General features: G+C 61.0%; 15 protein-coding genes. 10 read left to right on the top strand and 5 right to left on the bottom strand.

The window, feature by feature from the left end; translation table 11 throughout:
* Nucleotides 1-26 precede the first annotated feature (26 nt).
* Nucleotides 27-2,930 (bottom strand): Tn3 family transposase, encoded by a 2,904-nt coding sequence (locus tag RN629_RS15925; protein ID WP_098108308.1) that lies wholly within the window; start codon nt 2,928-2,930, stop codon nt 27-29.
* A 93-nt stretch (nt 2,931-3,023) separates the two neighbouring features.
* Between RN629_RS15925 and RN629_RS15930 the strand changes: the two genes are divergently transcribed.
* The 3 genes from RN629_RS15930 to ubiA all read left to right on the top strand — a co-directional run bounded on the left by RN629_RS15930 (nt 3,024) and on the right by ubiA (nt 6,224).
* Nucleotides 3,024-3,635, top strand: a complete 612-nt coding sequence (locus tag RN629_RS15930) for a recombinase family protein (RefSeq protein WP_098108307.1) — start codon at nt 3,024-3,026, stop codon at nt 3,633-3,635.
* 224 nt (nt 3,636-3,859) lie between these two features.
* On the top strand, nt 3,860-4,624 hold the full coding sequence (locus RN629_RS15935; protein ID WP_001389365.1) for an IS6-like element IS6100 family transposase: 765 nt from the start codon (nt 3,860-3,862) through the stop codon (nt 4,622-4,624).
* Between the two features lie 676 nt (nt 4,625-5,300).
* Nucleotides 5,301-6,224: a 4-hydroxybenzoate octaprenyltransferase gene (gene ubiA / locus RN629_RS15940; protein ID WP_407036123.1), complete on the top strand. Its 924-nt coding sequence runs from the start codon at nt 5,301-5,303 to the stop codon at nt 6,222-6,224.
* A 143-nt stretch (nt 6,225-6,367) separates the two neighbouring features.
* On the opposite strand, the gene RN629_RS15945 is transcribed toward ubiA, so the two are convergent.
* Together RN629_RS15945 and RN629_RS15950 are read right to left on the bottom strand one after the other, a co-directional pair.
* Nucleotides 6,368-6,706 (bottom strand): DUF3325 domain-containing protein, encoded by a 339-nt coding sequence (locus RN629_RS15945; RefSeq protein WP_407036124.1) that lies wholly within the window; start codon nt 6,704-6,706, stop codon nt 6,368-6,370.
* A gap of 4 nt (nt 6,707-6,710) precedes the next feature.
* A complete protein-coding gene (locus RN629_RS15950) occupies nt 6,711-7,115 on the bottom strand; it encodes a hypothetical protein (protein WP_407036125.1) in 405 nt (134 codons plus the stop codon).
* 24 nt (nt 7,116-7,139) lie between these two features.
* On the opposite strand from RN629_RS15950, the gene RN629_RS15955 reads away from it, so the two are divergent.
* From RN629_RS15955 to RN629_RS15975, 5 genes are all read left to right on the top strand, one after another.
* Entirely contained in the window at nt 7,140-7,433 is a 294-nt protein-coding gene (locus RN629_RS15955; protein ID WP_407036126.1) for an alpha/beta hydrolase, read from the top strand.
* Nucleotides 7,434-7,742: 309 nt separating this feature from the next.
* Nucleotides 7,743-8,288 carry a hypothetical protein gene (locus RN629_RS15960; protein ID WP_126849571.1) on the top strand — a complete coding sequence of 182 codons (546 nt, stop codon included), beginning with the start codon at nt 7,743-7,745 and terminating at the stop codon, nt 8,286-8,288.
* A gap of 156 nt (nt 8,289-8,444) precedes the next feature.
* The gene (locus tag RN629_RS15965) at nt 8,445-9,089 is read left to right on the top strand and encodes a recombinase family protein (RefSeq protein WP_126849570.1); all 645 of its coding nucleotides are present in this window, start codon (nt 8,445-8,447) and stop codon (nt 9,087-9,089) included.
* Nucleotides 9,089-10,750: an IS481 family transposase gene (locus RN629_RS15970; RefSeq protein WP_126849569.1), complete on the top strand. Its 1,662-nt coding sequence runs from the start codon at nt 9,089-9,091 to the stop codon at nt 10,748-10,750. Before RN629_RS15965 ends, RN629_RS15970 begins: the two co-directional genes overlap by 1 nt.
* Nucleotides 10,750-11,691, top strand: a complete 942-nt coding sequence (locus tag RN629_RS15975) for an ExeA family protein (protein ID WP_455189841.1) — start codon at nt 10,750-10,752, stop codon at nt 11,689-11,691. Before RN629_RS15970 ends, RN629_RS15975 begins: the two co-directional genes overlap by 1 nt.
* Nucleotides 11,692-11,972: 281 nt before the next feature.
* Here the strand turns inward: RN629_RS15975 and RN629_RS15980 are convergent, their stop codons facing one another.
* Both RN629_RS15980 and RN629_RS15985 read right to left on the bottom strand, forming a co-directional pair.
* The gene (locus tag RN629_RS15980) at nt 11,973-12,839 is read right to left on the bottom strand and encodes a recombinase family protein (protein ID WP_086485392.1); all 867 of its coding nucleotides are present in this window, start codon (nt 12,837-12,839) and stop codon (nt 11,973-11,975) included.
* A 142-nt stretch (nt 12,840-12,981) separates the two neighbouring features.
* On the bottom strand, nt 12,982-15,891 hold the full coding sequence (locus RN629_RS15985; protein ID WP_021224283.1) for a Tn3 family transposase: 2,910 nt from the start codon (nt 15,889-15,891) through the stop codon (nt 12,982-12,984).
* A 491-nt stretch (nt 15,892-16,382) separates the two neighbouring features.
* On the opposite strand from RN629_RS15985, the gene RN629_RS15990 reads away from it, so the two are divergent.
* Together RN629_RS15990 and RN629_RS15995 are read left to right on the top strand one after the other, a co-directional pair.
* Entirely contained in the window at nt 16,383-17,486 is a 1,104-nt protein-coding gene (locus RN629_RS15990; protein ID WP_015063481.1) for an IS110 family RNA-guided transposase, read from the top strand.
* A 1,227-nt stretch (nt 17,487-18,713) separates the two neighbouring features.
* Entirely contained in the window at nt 18,714-19,826 is a 1,113-nt protein-coding gene (locus RN629_RS15995; protein WP_407036127.1) for a replication initiator protein A, read from the top strand.
* The last annotated feature ends 11 nt before the right edge of the window (nt 19,827-19,837 follow it).

The following is a 19,837-nucleotide window of genomic DNA, read 5'->3' on the forward strand; positions in this document are numbered from 1 at the left end:
TGCCGGTATCTCCATTTGGATATTGCCTACACCGGCCCCTCGTCCTTGGGCCAGCGATATTCACCGGTCAGCAGGATGTGCGCCCAACCCAAGGGCGAAATGTGGGCAAGCAATTCAGGCGGCACATCGAGGCCATCCCGGCGCCGGGCTTCGACGGCCTCGTGCAGGTGCAAGGTGTTCCAGTATATCACGATGACAGCCAACAGGTTCAGGCCAGCAATCCGGAAGTGCTGCCCCTCGCTGGTGCGATCGCGGATTTCGCCCTGGCGGCCAATCCGGAGCGCATTTTTCAAGGCATGATGCGCCTCGCCCTTGTTCAGCCCGATCTGGGCGCGGCGCTGCATGTCGGCATCAAGGATCCAATCGATGAGAAACAGCGTTCGCTCGATGCGGCCCACCTCGCGCAAGGCCACAGCCAGATTGCTCTGGCGTGGATAGCCAGCGAGCTTGCGCAACATTTGGTGGGGTTCGATCCGGCCCGAGTTGACGGTGGCGATCGCGCGAAACAAGTCGGGCCAGTTGGCAACGATGCTATCTTCTTTGATCTTGCCCGCAACCAGCTTGCGAAGTTCGGTCGGGGTGGCGGTGGGGTCGAACACATAGAACCGTTTGGACGGAAGATCGCGAATGCGCAGGACAAGGCGGCGGTCGAGCAGGCCGCTCATCCCAAAGACATGATCGGTGTAGCCCGCCGTGTCGGCGTATTGCTCGCGGACCAGCCTGCCCGCGTCATTCGCCAGCAGGCCACTGAGGATGTAGGGTGCTTCGCTTGCCGTCACTGGAATCAGGCGGGAAACGAATGGCGCATACTGGTCGTTCACCGAACTGTAGCTCTTGGTGCCGGGGTCATTGCCATACTTCGCATTGACCGCGTTCATCGCCTCTCCCTGACGGGCGGCAGGGAAGAACTGACCGTCGCTCGAGGCCGTGGTGCCAAATCCCCAATGGCGGGCCATGTCCAGTTTCCCCTGCGCGGCAACCACCGTCGCCAGTGCCTGATCCATGGCCTCGCTCTCGACGTACCAGCGTGCCAGGCGCGACAACTGCCAGTAATCGTGAGTGTTCGACGCTTCCGCCATCTTGCGCAGACCCAGATTGAGTCCTTCCGCCAACAGCACGTTGAGCAAACCGATCTTGTCCTCGCACGGCGCGCCTGTGCGCAGATGAGTGAACGCCTCGGTAAATCCGGTGGCCGCGTCGACCTCGAGCAGGATGTCAGTGATCCGCGCCGTTGGTAGCCGGCGATAGAGATCGAGGATCAGCTCGTGCGCCTTATCGGGCACATTGGCGGTCAGCCGGTCGATCCGCAGCGTGCCATTTTCGATGCTGCCGTGAGGAATGGTTCCGTTGCGGGCGGCTGCGGCAAGACGTTTCAGACCGGCCGCCAATCTCGCCTTGCGATCGGCAAGCCATGTGTGCGGATCGAGCGGCATGGTCAGTTGGGCCATTTCCTGCTGGGCGGCCGCCATCGGTACCAGTACTTGCTTCATGTCGCCGTAGCGGCGCGAATGCGCCAACCACATGTCGCCAGCGCGAAAGGCGTCGCGCAGATGGAAGAGGACCGAGACCTCCCAGAAGCGGTTGTCGTCCCGATCCTGGTTCTTCAGGTGTCGGCGCCATTTGGAACTCGGTCGCAAGAAATCCGGTTCCGCCCTGTCCGGCGGCCTGGAATCCCTGATCTTCATGGCGGCGGCCAGCAAGGGCTTGGCCACCGGTGCGCATTCGATCCTGAGACAACGCAGCATGCGCGGTGCATAACGACGGAACCGATGGTAGCCCATCCCGACATGGGCGAGTGGCTCATCCGCCATGGTGGTGCTCAACTGCGCCGCGGTCGCCACCAGCTGATCAAGCTGGCCCCATTCCGGTATCCGGCCAAGAACTGTCTCGATCGGTACGCCATCATTGCGGGCCGTGATCATGGCGGTGCCGATGGCGGTAAATCCGCGCAGCGTTTCCGTCACCGCTGAACGGGCATCGCCAATCCGGGCTTCGTGAAGTTGTTTCGCCTCGCGCCAGGTCTTGCCAACAATCCGTTCATGGGTTTCGACTACGGCATCCGCAATGGCAGCCTCCCATTCGACGCAGCAGCAGGCGAGGATGGCAATGCGGCGGTCCGACGTGATATCGCGAAGCCCGTCCGTGAAATAGCGCTCTCCCTGCCGGCGTAATCGCGTGATCCTGTGCACGGGCACGCCTTTCAGTACGGCCGTCGGCAGATTCAGGTCTTGAAGGAACTCGAGCCGGTCGAGCAAGCGGCCCGCCGCAGTCGATTTGTTGCCGACCTCGAATTTGCGCAGCCACACGAGGCGACTGATGTTTCCCGGCATCGTTTCCGTCAGCAATGCGATCATTCGCTTGCGCATCTCACCGTCGATCCGGCGAGCGATGCGGGTTTCGATACGCCGCTCGGCGGCAACCAGCGCGTCAGCGCAGAGCCGTTCGATGGTCGTGATGGCCGGCAGAATGGTCTGGGTCTCCCGGCAGCGAGCCACAAAGCGCCTGACAATATCCTCGTTGGACCGTGCCTCTTCCGCCTCCCGCGAAAGCCACTCCTTGAAATCCCGAGCGCACCGCCCGGTAAACATCTTGTAGCCGTAAATCCGGCGCAGCGCATCCATGTGCTGCTGGCGGGTCTGTCGACGCGCTGCGTAGGTCAGCAATGCATCTGCTGGGATGCCCAATTGGGCGCCGATGAATGCTAGCAGCGGTTGGGGAATGACTTCGCCCGAGTTCAATGATCTGCCAGGAAAGCGGAGGGCGCAGAGCTGTAATGCAAAACCGATTCGATTTGCTGGGCGGCGGCGCTCGTTGATGTGACCGAGGTCGTCATCGGCCAACATGTAGTGCCGTAGCAACTGTGCATCATCGGTTGGCAGGGCAAACAGAGCAGATCGCTGGCGGTCGGTGAGAATAGTACGCCGGGTCATTGCCTCCGTCCCATTTGATCATTAGTCTGTTTGAGACGGAGTTCGGACCAGCATTTCTGCGGCTTTGCAAGCCGGAAATCCGAAGGGGTTCAATTGGGACAACGCGCCGCCATTTACGCCCGGGTTTCAACCTCGGACCAGTCGTGCGAGCGCCAACTTCTCGACCTGACCGGTTTCGCCGAGCGTGGCGGGTTTGAGGTGATCGCCACGTTCACTGAAACGGCTTCCGGCATGAAAGCTGGTCGCTCCGCCCGCAAGCAGGTCATGCAATTGGCGCAGGCCCGAAAGATCGATGCCGTTCTGGTCACCGAACTCAGCCGCTGGGGGCGCTCGACACAGGACCTGCTCGATACGCTCAACGTCCTTGCGGGGTGGAGAGTTTCGGTCGTCGCCATGAGCGGCATGACCTTCGAGCTCAATACCCCGCATGGACGGATGATGGCGACCTTGCTTGCGGGCATCTCCCAGTTCGAGAGGGACTTGCTCAGCGAACGGGTCAAATCCGGCTTGGCCGCAGCCCGCTCGCGCGGACGCAAACTGGGCCGTCAACCTGGAGACCGTCCGAAATCGGATCGATTGACCCCCAGGGTCATCGAGGCGATAGAAGCCGGACGCAGCTATCGTTGGATTGCCCGCGATCTTGGGATCAGCAAGAACACGGTCACGGCGATTGTGCGTCGCCACCGGGACGGATCGGCATTGTAGTATATAGTTGACATGTCATCCTAGTCTGTGCATTATACTTGACATGATCGAAGTCCTCCGCACTGCCAAGTTCATCGACTGGCTCACGGCGCTGCGGGATGTCTAGGCGCGGGCGCGGATCGCCAAACGAATCGACCGTATCGCTCAGGGCAACTTCGGCGACGGCTCTGTTGCAAAAATCGTGAAGCTTGAGCATGCTTGGCGGAGATTGGACGGACGGAACGATGACGGATTTCAAGTGGCGCCATTTCCAGGGTGATGTGATCCTGTGGGCGGTGCGCTGGTATTGTCGCTATCCGATCAGCTATCGCGACCTTGAGGAAATGCTGGCGGAACGCGGCATTTCGGTCGACCATACGACGATCTATCGCTGGGTCCAGTGCTACGCCCCGGAGATGGAGAAGCGGCTGCGCTGGTTCTGGCGGCGTGGCTTTGATCCGAGCTGGCGCCTGGATGAAACCTACGTCAAGGTGCGGGGCAAGTGGACCTACCTGTACCGGGCAGTCGACAAGCGGGGCGACACGATCGATTTCTACCTGTCGCCGACCCGCAGCGCCAAGGCAGCGAAGCGGTTCCTGGGCAAGGCCCTGCGAGGCCTGAAGCACTGGGAAAAGCCTGCCACGCTCAATACCGACAAAGCGCCGAGCTATGGTGCAGCGATCACCGAATTGAAGCGCGAAGGAAAGCTGGACCGGGAGACGGCCCACCGGCAGGTGAAGTATCTCAATAACGTGATCGAGGCCGATCACGGAAAGCTCAAGATACTGATCAAGCCGGTGCGCGGTTTCAAATCGATCCCCACGGCCTATGCCACGATCAAGGGATTCGAAGTCATGCGAGCCCTGCGCAAAGGACAGGCTCGCCCCTGGTGCCTGCAGCCCGGCATCAGGGGCGAGGTGCGCCTTGTGGAGAGAGCTTTTGGCATTGGGCCCTCGGCGCTGACGGAGGCCATGGGCATGCTCAACCACCATTTCGCAGCAGCCGCCTGATCGGCGCAGAGCGACAGCCTACCTCTGACTGCCGCCAATCTTTGCAACAGAGCCAGCGCGAGCACCGTCACGCGCAAGCACGTCAATGTTTCAGGCGCCTAAACTTCTAACCGATATCCATCAGGAACGACGATGACCAAGATCATCACCCTTCAGGCGTCCGCGCTCTTGTCGACATGGACGGGACGCTGGTTGGGACCCACATGCGCCGCCAGTTTGGAGCCAACGCCTTTTCGGCGGCGGGCGGGAGCAACCTGATCCCGGCCCCGTCACAGTTCGCTGACCCATCGCTCTCTGACGCGTTTGAAACAATGGTATCGGTGGCCGATATCTCGTTTTCACATCCTGTCGGTTGTCAGCGGAAGGATATCGCTCGCCGTGAACTGGCAAGCGCACTCACCACCTCTGCTGACACAGGGGTTGTCGCCGCGACCTTGAATCTGGAAAGCGCACACGTCGCGAGAGCCGTAGGCGACGTGTGCCGGGCATATGGATGCGATTTCATCTTTCGAAGGTCGAAAGGAAGAGGTTGGCTTGATCGCCTCTCCGCCCGTATCACGTCGGCGGCAAACATCGCCCGGAGTCCGGTCCCTGTTCTGAGGTGATCGGCAAGCAGGCATAAACGGTTTTCACAATCGGCCGATACGGCAAAGTGCGTTTCATACGAAGAGATTAGATGACAATGACAGGAAAATGGCCCGATCTGACGGATATTCGACACGGCGATTGGGTGGATAGGTTTTTACCTGCCGCCTTTCAGCCTTATGCGCGCCTCGCCCGTATTGATCGGCCAGTTGGCATCTGGTTGACACTGTTTCCATGCCTGGCAGCACTGGTGCAGGCATCGGGCGGTATTCCGTCAGCGCGTGTGCTGGTGATCTTCACGCTCGGCGCCGTCCTGATGCGAAGCGCCGGTTCGACGGTCAATGACATAGCGGACCGGAAGTTCGACGCGCATGTCGAGCGCACCCGTTTCCGACCGCTTGCAAGTGGCGCGATCACGACACGCGCGGCGCTGATCTTCCTTGCGGTGGAATTGGCGCTGGCCGCTTCGCTTCTTGTGTTTCTGTCGCCTTTCACGAGACTGGTTGCGGTCAGCGTCGTTCCGCTGGTTTTCCTCTACCCATTCTGCAAGCGCTTCACATACTGGCCGCAGGCGGTTTTGGGGGCGGCGTTCAACTGGGGTATGCTTATGGCATGGTCTGAGGTGACCGGGCATATCCCTTTCGGCGCGGTACTGATGTGGCTCGGTGCGGTGGCGTGGCAGATCGGATATGATTCCATCTACGGCTATGTCGATGCGCGCGACGATGCCCGGCTCGGCCTTCGCTCCACCGCGCTTCTGTTCGGCGCGCGCGGCAAGTTCTTCATCAGCCTGTTCTACGCCCTTGCCGTTCTCGCCTGGATCGTGGGGGGCTGGATGCTGGGAATGTCCAATCTCTATCAGATGGGGATGGTCATCATCGCGGCTCATCTGGCATGGCAAATCTACCGCTTTGATCTGGATCGGCCCGATTTGAATTTCAGGATGTTCCTATCAAATGTCGGAACGGGCGCGCTCTTGGGGGTCTTCGCTGTCGCAGGCGTCCACAGTCTGTAGCAGCGAACAGAGGGGATTTCGCGCGGCGTCGGTCTGGCCGCCGATCGTGCCACATATCGTCTATAACGGTTTCAACCTGGTTTATTGTTCGACGCTGTGACCGTCGTCGGTGCTTCTGCTCAAGGCATTCGTTGCACGCAACCTTAGTTGAATATTTGTGACAGGGACACCCCTCCGCCTGCCAACAGGACGGCACAGATCGCAGCGGTCGGAATGATGGTGGGACGATATGCCAGCAGCACCTGGAGGACAGTCGCGGCCAGAGCCACGAGGCCGAACCAGCAGGCAAGACCGATCGACCAGCCATAGGCGGCGATGCAAATGGCGGACGATAGCCCAAGCAGCAGCACACCACCAACGCGCGCCAGATGCCGCTGCCTGGGTATTGGCCTGCCCGCCATCACTTGCCCGTAATGGCGGTCCATGGCGAGCGACAGGCACACACAGCCGGCAAACGCCAGGACCAAGGCGAGCATCATCATAGCGCTACTTCGCCGCCGCCAAGACAGCAGTATTCGCTTCCCGTGCCTTGATCGCCCTCCGGCCTTTCGCTTCGCGTCGGATCGACAAGCGCCGGGCGGTTTCCAGCAGCGCGAGACCGGTCGCCAGGCAGGTGAGATCGAAGCCGGCGACCACCCAATTGCCATTGGGAATGGTCATGCCGAGATGCGCATTACCGGTGAGAACGCTCAGCAACGGGATTGCGGCGAACAGCATCCCGCCGAGGACAAGCTGCTCCATCCATGCGCGTTTCAGGGGACGCAGGATCGGATGCAGGAACGCTATCAGCCACAGGATGAGGAAGCTGTTGATCTCCCATTGCTCGCGGCCCGGCATGGCGGCGGGGATCAGCCGGTTCGCCCAGAAATACCCGGCGATCGCGATCAACAAGCCGGAGATCGCACCGACGTTGAGATGGTCGACCAGCCGATGCCCGAACGACAATCGCTCGGCCCGGCTCTTCTCGGCGTCTCTTCCGGCGCATTCCTCGCGGCTGATCTCGCTATCGGCGACAATATCTCACGGCCGGATTTCGTCGGCCTGATCTATGGCGGCCTGCGCACGCCGGTTCCCGCCGATGCGTCGCCAGCGTTTATCGCTGGCGCGGCGGATGATGAGTTCATGCCGAACGATCCTGTGCAACTCTATTCCGCATGGCGAAAGGCTGGCGTGCCAGCTGAGCTCCATATCTGTAGCGGCTTGCAATGATGATCGCCCGGAACTGCAATAAAGGGCGGTTTCCGGCTCACATTGGGTGAGACGTTAGGGGCCGGCAGGCTCACATTGGTTGAGACGCAAATCACAATCGGTGCGACGGACGCGAGATGTTCGGCGATCGGCGCAGGATCGCGGACACGCCATGACGTTGCGACTTCGTGGCCCTTTCGACCTGTGAGGTTGCTAAGCCATGACAGACCGCAGGCATGGTCCGCTCCGCACGACGCTTGCAATCACGCGGTGCTGCCTCCAGTCGAAGGCGACGTGCTCACGATGCTGCAGCGAAAGGACGGGTGCGAGATGACCGATGCCAACCGGATCGCTGCCGCCATTAACCTGCGGGTCCGCCAGCTTGAAGCGCAGGGAATCACCGGGATCGCGCTGGCCAATCATATGATCGGCCACATGCAGGACCTGCACGCCATCTACACCACTGCAAGCGACCGGGCGTTACGCGATCTGTGTGACCGCTTTCCCGGGTTTGAGCGTTATGCCAGAATCATGGAGGAGGTTTCGGAACGGAACCAGGCCATGATGGCCTCCGGCAGCCATCCCCATGGCGATTTACCCGAGTTGCCTGAGCCCATGAAAGCAAAGCTCGTGCACGTGCTGCGCGCTGCCGCCGAACTCGAGCGAGAGGCCCAGGCAGCCGTTGATGGTCGCACAGGCGACCTGTCGGAGCGATTGACGGAGTTGAGGCGAAGTTGGGCCGACGGCTGCGCGCGATTAGTATCCGAATTCAAATCCTCGGATTTACCGCTCGGTTCCCAGGCTTTGGTGGAACAGGTGCTCAAGGCGACAGCAGAAAGAATTTGCAAGGCGGTGGAAAACCGTAGCGCAGCCTGATCGCCGGAAACCGATGCCGGGACCGCCAGGAAAACGAGCGGTTTTCTCGCGGTCGGGCGATGCCGCTTCCGGCTGCCCGAAAACAGCAAGAAAACCCGTTGTGAAAACCAGCGCCATCTTGCACCATGCCGGTGATCTTTTCTGGCGGGGTACGCATTGCTCATCGGCTATATCCGGGTGTCCAAGTCGGACGGCACGCAAACGCTGGAGCCGCAGCGCGACGCACTGTTCGCGGCCGGCATCGATCCATCCCGCATCTATGAGGATATGGCCTCGGGTCGGCATGATGCCCGGCCGGGACTCACCGCCTGCCTGAAGGCGCTCCAGCCAGGCAACACGCTCGTCATCTGGAAGCTCGACCGGCTCGGTCGCGATCTGCGTCACCTCGTGACGACGGCGGAGGATCTCCGGTCGCGCGGGGTCGGGTTGAAGGTCCTGGCCGGTGCCGGCGCGCAGATCGACACAACGTCTGCCAATGGCCGTCTCGCTTTCGGCATCTTCGCGGCGTTCGCCGAGTTCGAGCGCGAGTTGATCGCCGAGCGCACCCATGCCGGCCTTGCTGCGGCGCGCGCGCGCGGTCGCATGGGCGGTCGGCCGCGCAAGATGAACCGGGCGACGCTGACGATGGCGATGGCGGCGATGTCCGATCGGGGTGCCGTCGCAGCCGATGTCGCCAAGCGGCTCGGAATCACGACCACCACGCTCTATGTCTACGTCAACGGCGACGGCACTCCCAAGGCGCCGGGGCAGGCGTTGCTCGATGCTGGTCCCAGTCGGCAACTACAAAGCCAGGCTGCGTAATGAGCGCGGGCGTCACGGTCCCCATTGAGGCGATCGTGACGCTCCGGCGTCGATTGGCGGCACTTCCGGCGAGGCATCCTGAGCGGCAGCCGCTGATGGCATCGACCGCCGAACTCTACGATATCAGCCGCGCCACGCTCTACCGGCTGTTGCGCGGCGAGAGGCGTCCGAAGGACGCGCACCGCGCCGATCGTGGTCTGTCGCGGACGATGCCTGCCGACGAGATTGAGTGGTGGTGCGAGGTCGTCGCGGCGATGAAGAGCCGCACGACCAACCGGCAGGGTCGTCGCCTCTCGACGAAACGTATCCTCGAAATCGTCACTGAACACGGCGTCGAGACCCCCGATCGCGGTCTGGTGAAGCTGCCGTCAGGGCGCTTGGCGGCCTCGACGCTCAATCGCCACATGCGGCAACGCGGGTACGACACCGAGCGGATGACGCGCGAGCCGACTGCGGTGCGCTATCAGGCCGAACGCGCCAACATGCTCTGGCATTTCGACATGAGCCCGTCGGACCTCAAACAGTTGAAAGCCCCGACCTGGATCGATCCCGATCGGGGCGGCGCACCGACGCTGATGCTGTTCTCGGTGGTCGATGACCGGTCGGGCGTCGTCTATCAGGAATATGCGCTGGTTTACGGCGAGGATGCCGAGGCGGCGCTGCGCTTCCTGTTCCGGGCGATGGCGCCGAAGGAGGACAATCCCTTCGAAGGCATTCCGGAGAACATCCAGCTCGATGGCGGCCCGGTCGGCAAATCGAGCGTGTTCAAGCGGGTCATGGAATGTCTCGGGATCACCGTCACCCCGCACATGCCGGCAGGGTCGGACGGACGCCGCACTACCGCGCGCGCCAAAGGCAAGGTCGAGCGACCGTTCCGCACCGTCAAGGAAGCGCACGAGACGCTGTACCACTTCCACGAACCCACCAGTGAGGAAGAGGCCAATCGCTGGCTGGCCCGCTACATCGCCACCTACAACGGTGGCGATCATCGTCGCGAGCCGCATTCCCGGATCGACGACTGGCTCGGGCATCTGCCCGACGGCGGCATTCGCGCCATGTGCGGTTGGGAGCGCTATTGTGCATTCGCCCGCGAGCCCGAACGCCGCAAGGTCGGGCTCGACTGCCGCCTGACCGTCGCTGGCGTTACCTATGAGGTCACGTCCGAGGTGGCCGGCGAAACGGTCGTCGTCTGGTGGGGGCTGTTCGACCAGGAGCTATGGGTTGAATATGGCGACGAGCGGTACGGACCGTTCGATCCGGTCGGAGGGCCGGTGCCGCTGCATCGCTACCGCAAACATCGCAAGAGCCGGCGTGAGATTCGCGCGGATCGGGTTGATGCGCTGGCAACGAAAATCGGGATTCCCCGCTCGGTCCTGACGGGCGAGAATGACATCGTGGTGATCGGTCGCAAGCCTGCCGATGGGATCGCGCCTGTGCCGGCCCGGCCATTTGCCGATCCCGACCCGTTCGGCGAACTCACCTTCGCCACGCCGCTCAAGGCACGCTTCGCCATATCCGAGGAGTTGCGCCTGCCCCTGGGCGGGCTTTGCGAGGAGGACCGCGCCTTCATCGACGCGCTGCTCGCGCGCACGCTCTCCAGGCCCGAGGTGATGGAAGAAATCCGCAGGCGATTCCCGCCCGGCCATAGACGGAGCGGCTGATGCAAACCGAGGTAATGCGCTATTACGGACTGGCCCGGCCTCCGGTCGATCTCGGCTTCTTCGAGACCGAGCATCATGCCCAGCTCACCCATGATCTGAAGACTGCGATTAATGGCGGACGCCTAGTTGCGCTCACCGCCACCATCGGCTCGGGCAAGACCGTGCTGACGCGGCGACTGCGCGAAGAGCTGGAGCGCGAGGGGCGCGTGATCGTGTCGCGCGCGCTCAGCCTGGAGAAGGCCAAGATATCGGTACCGCTGTTGGTCGCGGCCCTGTTCTACGACCTCTCGTCGGAGAAGACCGTCTCGATCCCCAGCCAGTCGGAACGGCGCGAACGCGATTTGCAGGAGCTGTTCCGCAAGGCCAAGCGGCCGGTCGCACTGTTCGTCGACGACGCGCACGACCTCCATCCCAAAACGCTGACCGCGCTCAAGCGCCTCGTCGAGCTTGTCACCGAGGGCGGCGGTCAACTTGCCGTGATCCTCGTCGGCCATCCAAAGCTGCGCAACGACCTCAAGCGCCCTCTTATGGAGGAAATCGGCGATCGGACGACGGTGTTCGAGTTTGGCGGTCTGCGCGACCGTCAGCGCGATTACATCGACTGGGCGCTGCGCACTGCGCTGTCGCCGGGGATTGAGCCCGATGCCGTGCTGACCGAGGATGCCGCGATCCTGCTCGCCGCCAAGCTCAAGACCCCGCTCCAGATCGGCCGTCATCTTGTGCGGGCGTTCGAGGCAGGGTTCGAGGCCAGCGTGAAACCGATCGACGCCGCGACCGTCGAGGGTGTGCTTTCACGCCAGATCGACGACCTCGAACCTCAGCTTACCCGCCACGGCTACGACACGAAGAGCCTGGCGGACCAGTTCTACGCCAAGCCGGCGGAAATCCGCCATGCCAATTGCTCCGGGGCGGACTCGACCCGGCTCGTGCGCGCGAACTGACCGACGATATGCGAGCAGCAGGATTGCCGCTTTGACCGCCGTGTCCGCGATCCTGCGCCCATCGCCGAACATCTCACGTCCGTCGCACCGAATGTGATTTGCGTCTCAACGAAACTGCGTCTGCCGCGCCCTTCCGTCTCACGCAATGTGAGCCGGAAACCGTCCTTTATTGCAGTTCCGGCCGCGCATCATTGCAAGCCACTACACATATCTAGGCCCAGTCGGCCCGAAGCTGCGATTTTGGCCAGGTTGAAGAACGAACACTGAACGCTTGATTGATTCTACCAGGACCGTTGCTGACCACCGACCTCGTAGATATCGGCTTCCATGGAGCAATTGTAGCTCTCTGCGATGTTGAACATCTCGGAGAGGAGGCTTTGGATTTCCTCATCAAGGGAAATGCCATCCGGATCGGGGTCATAGGCGACGGTCAGTTTGTAATCACAATTGCCGTTTTTTACCATGGCGTAGTCGCGTTCCAGCATCGCCTCAATCCGCTCCCGAGCGGGTTTTCTACCTCTTCCACGCTTGTTGAAGTTCTCGATAATCAGATGCAGGGCGATGCTGGCAGTGGGCGGCTTTTCCGGCAGTTTGGTCTGTGACGGAATAATGTCGAGCGCCCGATAGACGGTCATTCGTGAGACCTTCAGGTCGCGGGCAACGCGGGCCTTGCTGGCGCCGGCGGCAAGGCGACGGCGGATTTCATCGTCATCGACGTTCTTCTTCCGGCCTTTGTAAACGCCTTCGGCGCGCGCCGCTTCGATCCCGGCGCGCTGACGATCCTTGATGAACTTCAGCTCCATATCGGCGACCATGCCGAGTATGGTGATGACCATTCGCCCCGTGTCGCCCGCCGTCGTCACCTCTGGCTCAAGGATGCGCAGCGAAGCTCCCTTTTCATCAAGCTCATGCACCAGGTTCAGGACATCGCGCGTGGAGCGGCCGAGCCGGTCGAGCCGCAGCACGACCAGCTCGTCGCCGGTGTGCATAAACTGCATGATCGTTTCCAGTTCCGTGCGCCCGCTCCGCGAGGCCCCCGATCCGGTCTCGGAACGGATAATTTCGCAACCTGCATTCTTGAGGCGGCCAATCTGGATATCCAGATCCTGGTCCGTGGTGCTGACGCGGGCATATCCGATACGAGCCAAGTGCAAAATCCGTCACATTAGGGTGGCTCTTGCAGTGTATCGTCACATTGAGCGCAAACCCACCCTTTTGTGACAGACGAATGGTGTCACTCGGCCCTATCACTCTGGGGTGTACCCAAATGTTATAGGCCGATCAGCCGCCTCACGCTGCAAGCCGTCCAAAATCAATCCGGTCGTTCAGGTCGAGGTCGAAGCGGCCATAAGGGTTCACATGACTGTAGATCAACGGCGTGAGACCACGATAATCTTCCGGCGTCATCCGCCCCGCCCACTTCGGCTCAACCAGTACGGTCTGAAGCATGCGGGTGTTCACATACACCAGCGACGCTTGCAGGAGGTGTAGCGCCAGAACGGAGATTTCCTGCTCATGGATGCGGTTGGTGGCGATCTCGCCGCCCTTGCCGAAGAACACGAAACCATTAGCGCCGTTCCAGTTCTCAACCACATTCAGCCCTTCGTGGATCTCGCGGCGGAATGCCTCCTGACGCAAATACCGGCATAGGAAGATTGTTTTGACCGCGCGGCCGAGTTCACTCAGCGCCTTGTAGGTCGGGTGCATCACTTCGGCTCTGGCAAACCGGAGCAGGATCGCTTCCGGATCGGCGGTGCGCGATTGCATGGCAGCGGCATATTTGACCATTTCGTCATATTGTTGCTCGATCTCGTCCCAGTCGATCGGGCTGGAGAGGATCGGCAGTAAATTGGAAAGCCGCGTGCGCATGCCGGCTTGGGGAAGGGCCAGTTTCTGGCGTGCCACTGCTTTCAGCCGCGGGGCAAGCTCAAATCCAAGGAGTCGGCAGAACGCAAAGCCGACTGCGCTCTGGCCGTGGCTATCGACGTACTGGCGCTGGATTTCCATGTCGGTGCAATGGCGTAGCACGCCTTCGATCATGGAGGCGACCTCCGAGGAAGAGCACCGCTTGAGCTGGGAATAAACGCAGGTCGCGCGCTTCTCCACATGCCAGTAGATCATGACGCCACGGCCGCCATAGCGGGCGTGCCATTCCGTCATCAGGTTGCGGTCCCACGCGCCGAACTTCGTTGAATCGGACGCGCATGCCGTGCCCGCATCTCCCCATACTGCGGCATTGCGGATTGCCAGTGTCGCGTTTGCTACCCGCGCGCACGCCTCCCTCAGCGCTGGCGCGTGGATGAAACGGCGATGGACATGCAGCAATTCCTCGTAACTGACATCGGGTGTTGCGCCAGCGACCCGCTTGAGCCCGGCGTTCGTGCCCAAGCCATAGAGACACAGCAAAAGACGCTGAGCCAAGGCTGCTTTCGACAGGGTAACCCGCGAGGCCGACGTTTCGAAAGCATCCATCAATCCCGTGTCCAGAGCAGCCTCTTTCAACACGTCCAGCAGTCCGGTCATCGGCCAGCGCTGACCGATCTCGCTTTTGATCGAAGCGAGACCCTTCGGTTCGGGCAAGGGCTTGAACGGTGTAATCGATATCCGGTTGTCGCCGCGCCACAGGAGCCGGACCTTGTCGTTTTGTGGAATATTGGCATTGAGGAGCAACAGTTCCCGTTCAAGCTCCTCCCGGATCGAGGCGCAAAACGCCTGCGCATCTGGCGTCAGGCTGAGGCCGGAATAGTACGCATCTCGCCTGATCTCGAAGTCCTTGGGAAGATCGTCATCGGGATTGCGATAGCGATCCGCCCCGACCACCCAGATTTCTTTGGAGCGGATGCGGTCGCGCAGTTGCGTCAGGACGCAAAGCTCATAGCTGATCCGGTTTACCCGCCCATCGTCATCAATGACGGAACTGCGCCATCGCGCTGGAATCACCTCATCGATCGGAACATCCTGCAATGGCACGAAGCGGCATCCGCCATCCACCTTGCTCCTGATCCAGTCGAGGGCCGCCAGGACCGGCCGCCACACCGCGTTGTTCGACCGGAACTCAAGTACGGAAAGCAGGCTTGGCAGCATGCGCCGGTAATGATTGGCCCAGGAACCACGCATCACCTTGTAGATGCGCCGGTCCAGAGCGCCCTTCGCATGGCTCTCCTTGACGATCGCCGCCAGCTTGGCCTTACCGGCGATCGGGAAAATGACATCGCAGATGCGCCCCGATGGTTCATTGATCGAGGCGCTGGCGATCTCGACCAGCAGGCGCTCCTTTCCATAGACCCGCTCGATGTCTTTCGCGATATCGCCCACCACCTTGCGTTTCGAGCGCGTTCCGATCTTGTGAACGGTTTCGATCAGCAGGTCGATCATCGCGTCAGTGAGTTGCGCCTCCCGCGACATTAGATAAATCGCATAAAGGCCGAGCTGTCGCGCCGGCGCATGCCGGCGCATCTCCGAGGCCTTTTCACCGGCAACGCGGCGAACAATCTGATCGACCCATGGCTTGCCCGTAGCCGTCAGGAGATCATGGGGAAGATCAAGTCTCTGGATAAAGGCGAGTTTCTCGGTCACGTCGAGAATGTTGTCGAGCGTTGCCTGTCCGGCGTCACCCTTCATCCTGTTGAATCCGGTCGAGCTGTCCGGATCGGCAAGCGAGGCTTCCAATAACGCCACCGCATCTGACGAAAGCCGATCACTGGCTCCGATCAGCCAGGTGTCCAGATAATCTTGCCGTTGTGAGCGAACGACACGTTCAAGCTCCTTGCGCGACGGCCCATAAATACGCCGGTCCCGGCACCACAGGAAAACATGCTCAAGCATGGCATTGATCGACTGGCCGCCCGGGCACAGCTCGCCAGCAATCCATTCCGTCAATTGCGCGCGATCCACCCGCTTCATGCGGTGATATCCAAGATGGATCAGGATCTCCGCACAATGCCGTCGTGCTGTCCGACTGGAAAAGTCATAACCGGCTATCTCGCCAGCCTCGACACCGAGTTGCTCGGCCAGATACGAGAGGCCATCGGTAGGGATTGAGCCGGGATCGATCGCGAAAAACCCCAGGGAAGCGAAGAATTTCAGCTGCGCGGCGAGGCCAAGGCGCGTCAGGGCCGGCTTCGAATTTACAAAATCAATATCGGCAAAGCTCAGGCTCCATCGTCCGATCAAATCCCCGCCCGGAATACTCCGATCCATCAACCCACTCCCTATGATGGAGCGAACTGTCCTCTTCTATGATTTCCATCGTCAATACCGAATGCCACGTTCCCAAAACGTTCTCCGACTTGGCCAAAATCGCAGCTTGGGGCCGACTGGGCCATCTACGAGCGCGGTGGGCATGGGTTCGACTTCAAGCCGAAGGGCGCGACCAGTGACTACTGGTTCGACGAACTTGTATGGTGGATGCAATCTCGCGCACTGGTGGCGCCCGCTAAGCGCTAGCCGAAGATCGGATAAGGCAGACTTGCGAATTTACAATGGCAGGTTGTGACGGAACCCGCCATTCACGGTTGCTCTCGGGAACCGCAGATTTGTCCCAGGCCCCGTCATTCTCCGTGGTGTACGACAAGCAGGTGCTTTGCGATGCCTGAGCGGGCCTGCAGGCGCTTAGACCCAATGACCGTCATTCGCCTCGCGCTTCGAGGCAGGTGGGGCGTAAGCTCAGCTTGTCAGGAAGGAGAAGGACAATGTCGATCAGCAAGTTTGTCGGTCTCGATGTCCATAAAGAGACGATTGCAGTTGCGCTCGCCGATGACGGTCGGACTGGAGAAATCCGGTTCTACGGGACCATACCCAACACGCAGGATTCGATCCGGCGTCTGGTGGCCCGACTGAGCAGCCCGGATGTCGCGCTGCATTTCTGTTATGAAGCAGGCGGCTGTGGCTACGGAATTCATCGTCAGTTAGTCGATCTGGGGGCGGAATGTAGCGTGATTGCGCCATCGGTCATGCCGCGCAAACCTGCGGACCGGATAAAGACCGACCGACGTGACGCGATGACGCTCGCCCGATTGCTACGGTCTGGTGAATTGACGGCGATCTGGGTCCCGGACGAGGCACACGAGGCTATCCGTGATCTGATTCGTGGGCGACGCCAGGCGAAACACGATTTGGTTGCTGGCCGGCAGATGTTGTTGAGCTTCCTTCTGCGCCATGGGCGCAAGTTCGCCGGTCGATCCAATTGGACCAAGGCGCACTGGCGCTGGCTCGGTGAGCAGGCGTTTGATGCACCTCACCAGCAATTCGTATTCGGCGAGAGCATCCGCCGGATCGAGGAAGCACAGCAGCGCTGCGACCGACTGGATGCAATGCTGGTGGAGGCATTGCCCTATTGGTCGCTGGCGCCGTTGGTTCAGGCTCTGCAGGCCTTGCGGGGTGTCGGCTTGATTGTCGCCGCCACCTTAGTTGCAGAAATAGGCGACCTTGGTCGGTTCGATACCCCAAAACAGCTCATGGGTTGGCTGGGGCTGGTCCCGTCTGAAGCGTCGAGTGGTGCCCGGACGCGCCGAGGCGCAATAACGAAGACCGGCAACCGCGAAGCGCGAGCAATGTTGGTGGAGGCGGCCTGGTCCTATCGACTGCCAGCGCGGGAAGAACGCCGCTATCGAGCCCGGGTCGAGGGACTGCCGGATGAAGTCAAAGCCATCGCCTGGAAAGCACAAGTCCGACTGTGCCAGCGCTACCGGATGTTGGCTGCGTCCGGGAAGCCCTTGCCGAAGGTCATCACGGCGATCGCTCGCGAATTGGTGGGATTTGTCTGGGACATCGGGCGACGTATGCAGCCCGCATGACGACGGCATCTCAAGTTATTGGACCTGATGGGCGTGCCGCGAAGACCAGGCAAGATGGGTAACCCTCGGCGTACGTTGGGGCAGGTTTCGACCGATGCCCGTGCTTAGAGAGAGGAAGGCCCACGACGGAAATGGGAAATGCGGTAGTCAATCCGCGGATGAGAGCATGATCAATCGTCGTCGATCGGCTCGCGGCACACCCATCAGGTGCATCATCAGTTTCAATTACACCGGACCTCAGTTTTGGTGTAGGTTCTGTGCGGTGCGGCTCCGCTTCCAAAATGACGGTCATGAGAGCGTAGGATTCCGCCCTCTCCCGCAACGATGTTCGGGCCAGGTCCGCGAAATCGTTGTCTGGCGCACAAACCTTGAAGCTCGCCGCGCCGATCGTGCGAGGATCTAGCACCCAGAAAATCGGCCGCCTAGGAAGCCCGTAGAGCGGCATGGGCGCTCAACCTCTCCAACCCCCCTGCCGAACGTCCAGAATGACGCCCAGCGGCCCGGAAATCGCCCCTGTCGCGACGTTTCCGCCTCCCCTGCCCTCTCGGCTCGATCGCTGCCCTATCCGCCTGGCTTTTCTGGAAAGCCAATCTGCGACGGTGCCGCTGGCGCTGTCGTTGCGATAGAAGTGCAGCGTTTAAACGATCCCCAAACCAACGAAAAGCGTGCCGGCGTAGCCGGCTCATCATGGGGGATGCCGGGTGGGAGGATCGCTTTAGCGATCCGGGGCGGCCGAAGGCCGCGAGCCGGCGGGGGCGAAGCCCCCAAGAGGCGGCGCTTTTCTTCCCTTTGACCGTGCCTGATGCGCGGCGCCGGTGAGTCGCGCTGCCTCTGTCCTGATTTTCGGGACAATCTGTCCGATCTGGCGGGACGCTGGTGGGTGAAACCACGATGATCCGGCCTCGCGTCATAATTTGCGGCCGAAGTTATCCACAGGCTCGCCTAGTGTTAAAATATGGGTTTAGTGATGTGTTACGGAAATTCGGCCTGCTCGGAAACGCGCGGAAATCCTCACTTTTTTGGCCGAAATTTGGCGCGTGGTGAATCCGCTCTGACGAAAAGGCGAATCCAGAGTGACGAAAAGGCGAATCCACTATGACGATAGCGACTGGCCTTCCCTGCCGCTCTCAAGCGTAATCGAAATGACGATAGCGCGGCGGTGAATCTGAAATGACGATAATCCGCTTGCGTATGTGAAATGACGATAGTAGCTCTAGCGTTAGTGAAATGACGATAGACCCCTCCCCTTCCCTGTTTGACGCGCCGATCGCCGCGCCGGCCCCAGCCGTGGACGGCGACGATCGCACGCCGCTGCTGCCGGTGCGCCACCCCAACCAGGACTTGTTCATCTGCGACGTGCTGGACGCCATCCCCAAGGATGACATGGCCTCGATGGAGCATCCGGTGTTTTCGCTCTCGACCAAGCCCGACAACCGGACGCGGCGCTACGAGCATAACGGCAACGTCATTGAGATTATCCCCTCGGGCAAGGGGCTGGCGACAATCCACGACAAGGACATATTGATTTACTGCATCTCGCAGCTCGTCGCGAAGATGAACCAAGGCGAGCAACCTAGCCGCACGGTGCGCCTGCAAGCCTATGACATGCTCGTCGCCACCAACCGGCAAACCAGCGGCGAAGGCTATCGGCTGATGGCCGACGCCCTCACCCGCCTGCGCGGGACCACGGTGCGGACCAACATTCAAACGGGCGGTGTCGAGGAAACGCGGATTTTCGGCCTGATCGAAGAAGCCAAGATCACGCGCAAGACGTTCGACGGCCGTATGCTCGATCTCGAAATCACCCTGTCGGATTGGGTCTATCGCTCGGTCATCAGCAAGAATGTCCTGACGCTCCACCGCGACTATTTCCGGCTCCGCAAGCCGTTCGAGCGGCGCATGTATGAGCTGGCCCGCAAGCATTGCGGCGTGAAGGACGAATGGAAGATCGGGCTAGAGCTGCTACAGAAGAAATGCGGCTCGAACAGCCCGATCCGGGTGTTCCGCGCCTTGGTCAAGAAGGTCTGCGAGCATGACGCGGACCACGGCCATTTCCCCGACTATGCGGTGACGATGGACGATGACGTGATCCTGTTCCGCAACCGCTCGGGCCTCAAGTCCAAGCCCGATCCGGTCGCCAGCGCCGGCGACGATGCGCCCTATATCGACCCGGAAACCATGCACGACGCCAAGACGGCCGCGCCAGGCTATGACGTGTATGCGCTCTATGACGAATGGGTGTCGTGGTGGCACGACATGGGCAAGCCCGAACTCAAAAGCCCTGCCGGGGCCTTCCTCGGCTTCTGCAAGAAACGGCACGAACGCAAGCCGCTGCGCTGAAGCTCATGCGG

The sequence above is a fragment of the Facivitalis istanbulensis genome (assembly GCF_040560405.1).
GTDB classification, from domain to species: Bacteria; Pseudomonadota; Alphaproteobacteria; order Sphingomonadales; family Sphingomonadaceae; genus Sphingomonas; species Sphingomonas istanbulensis.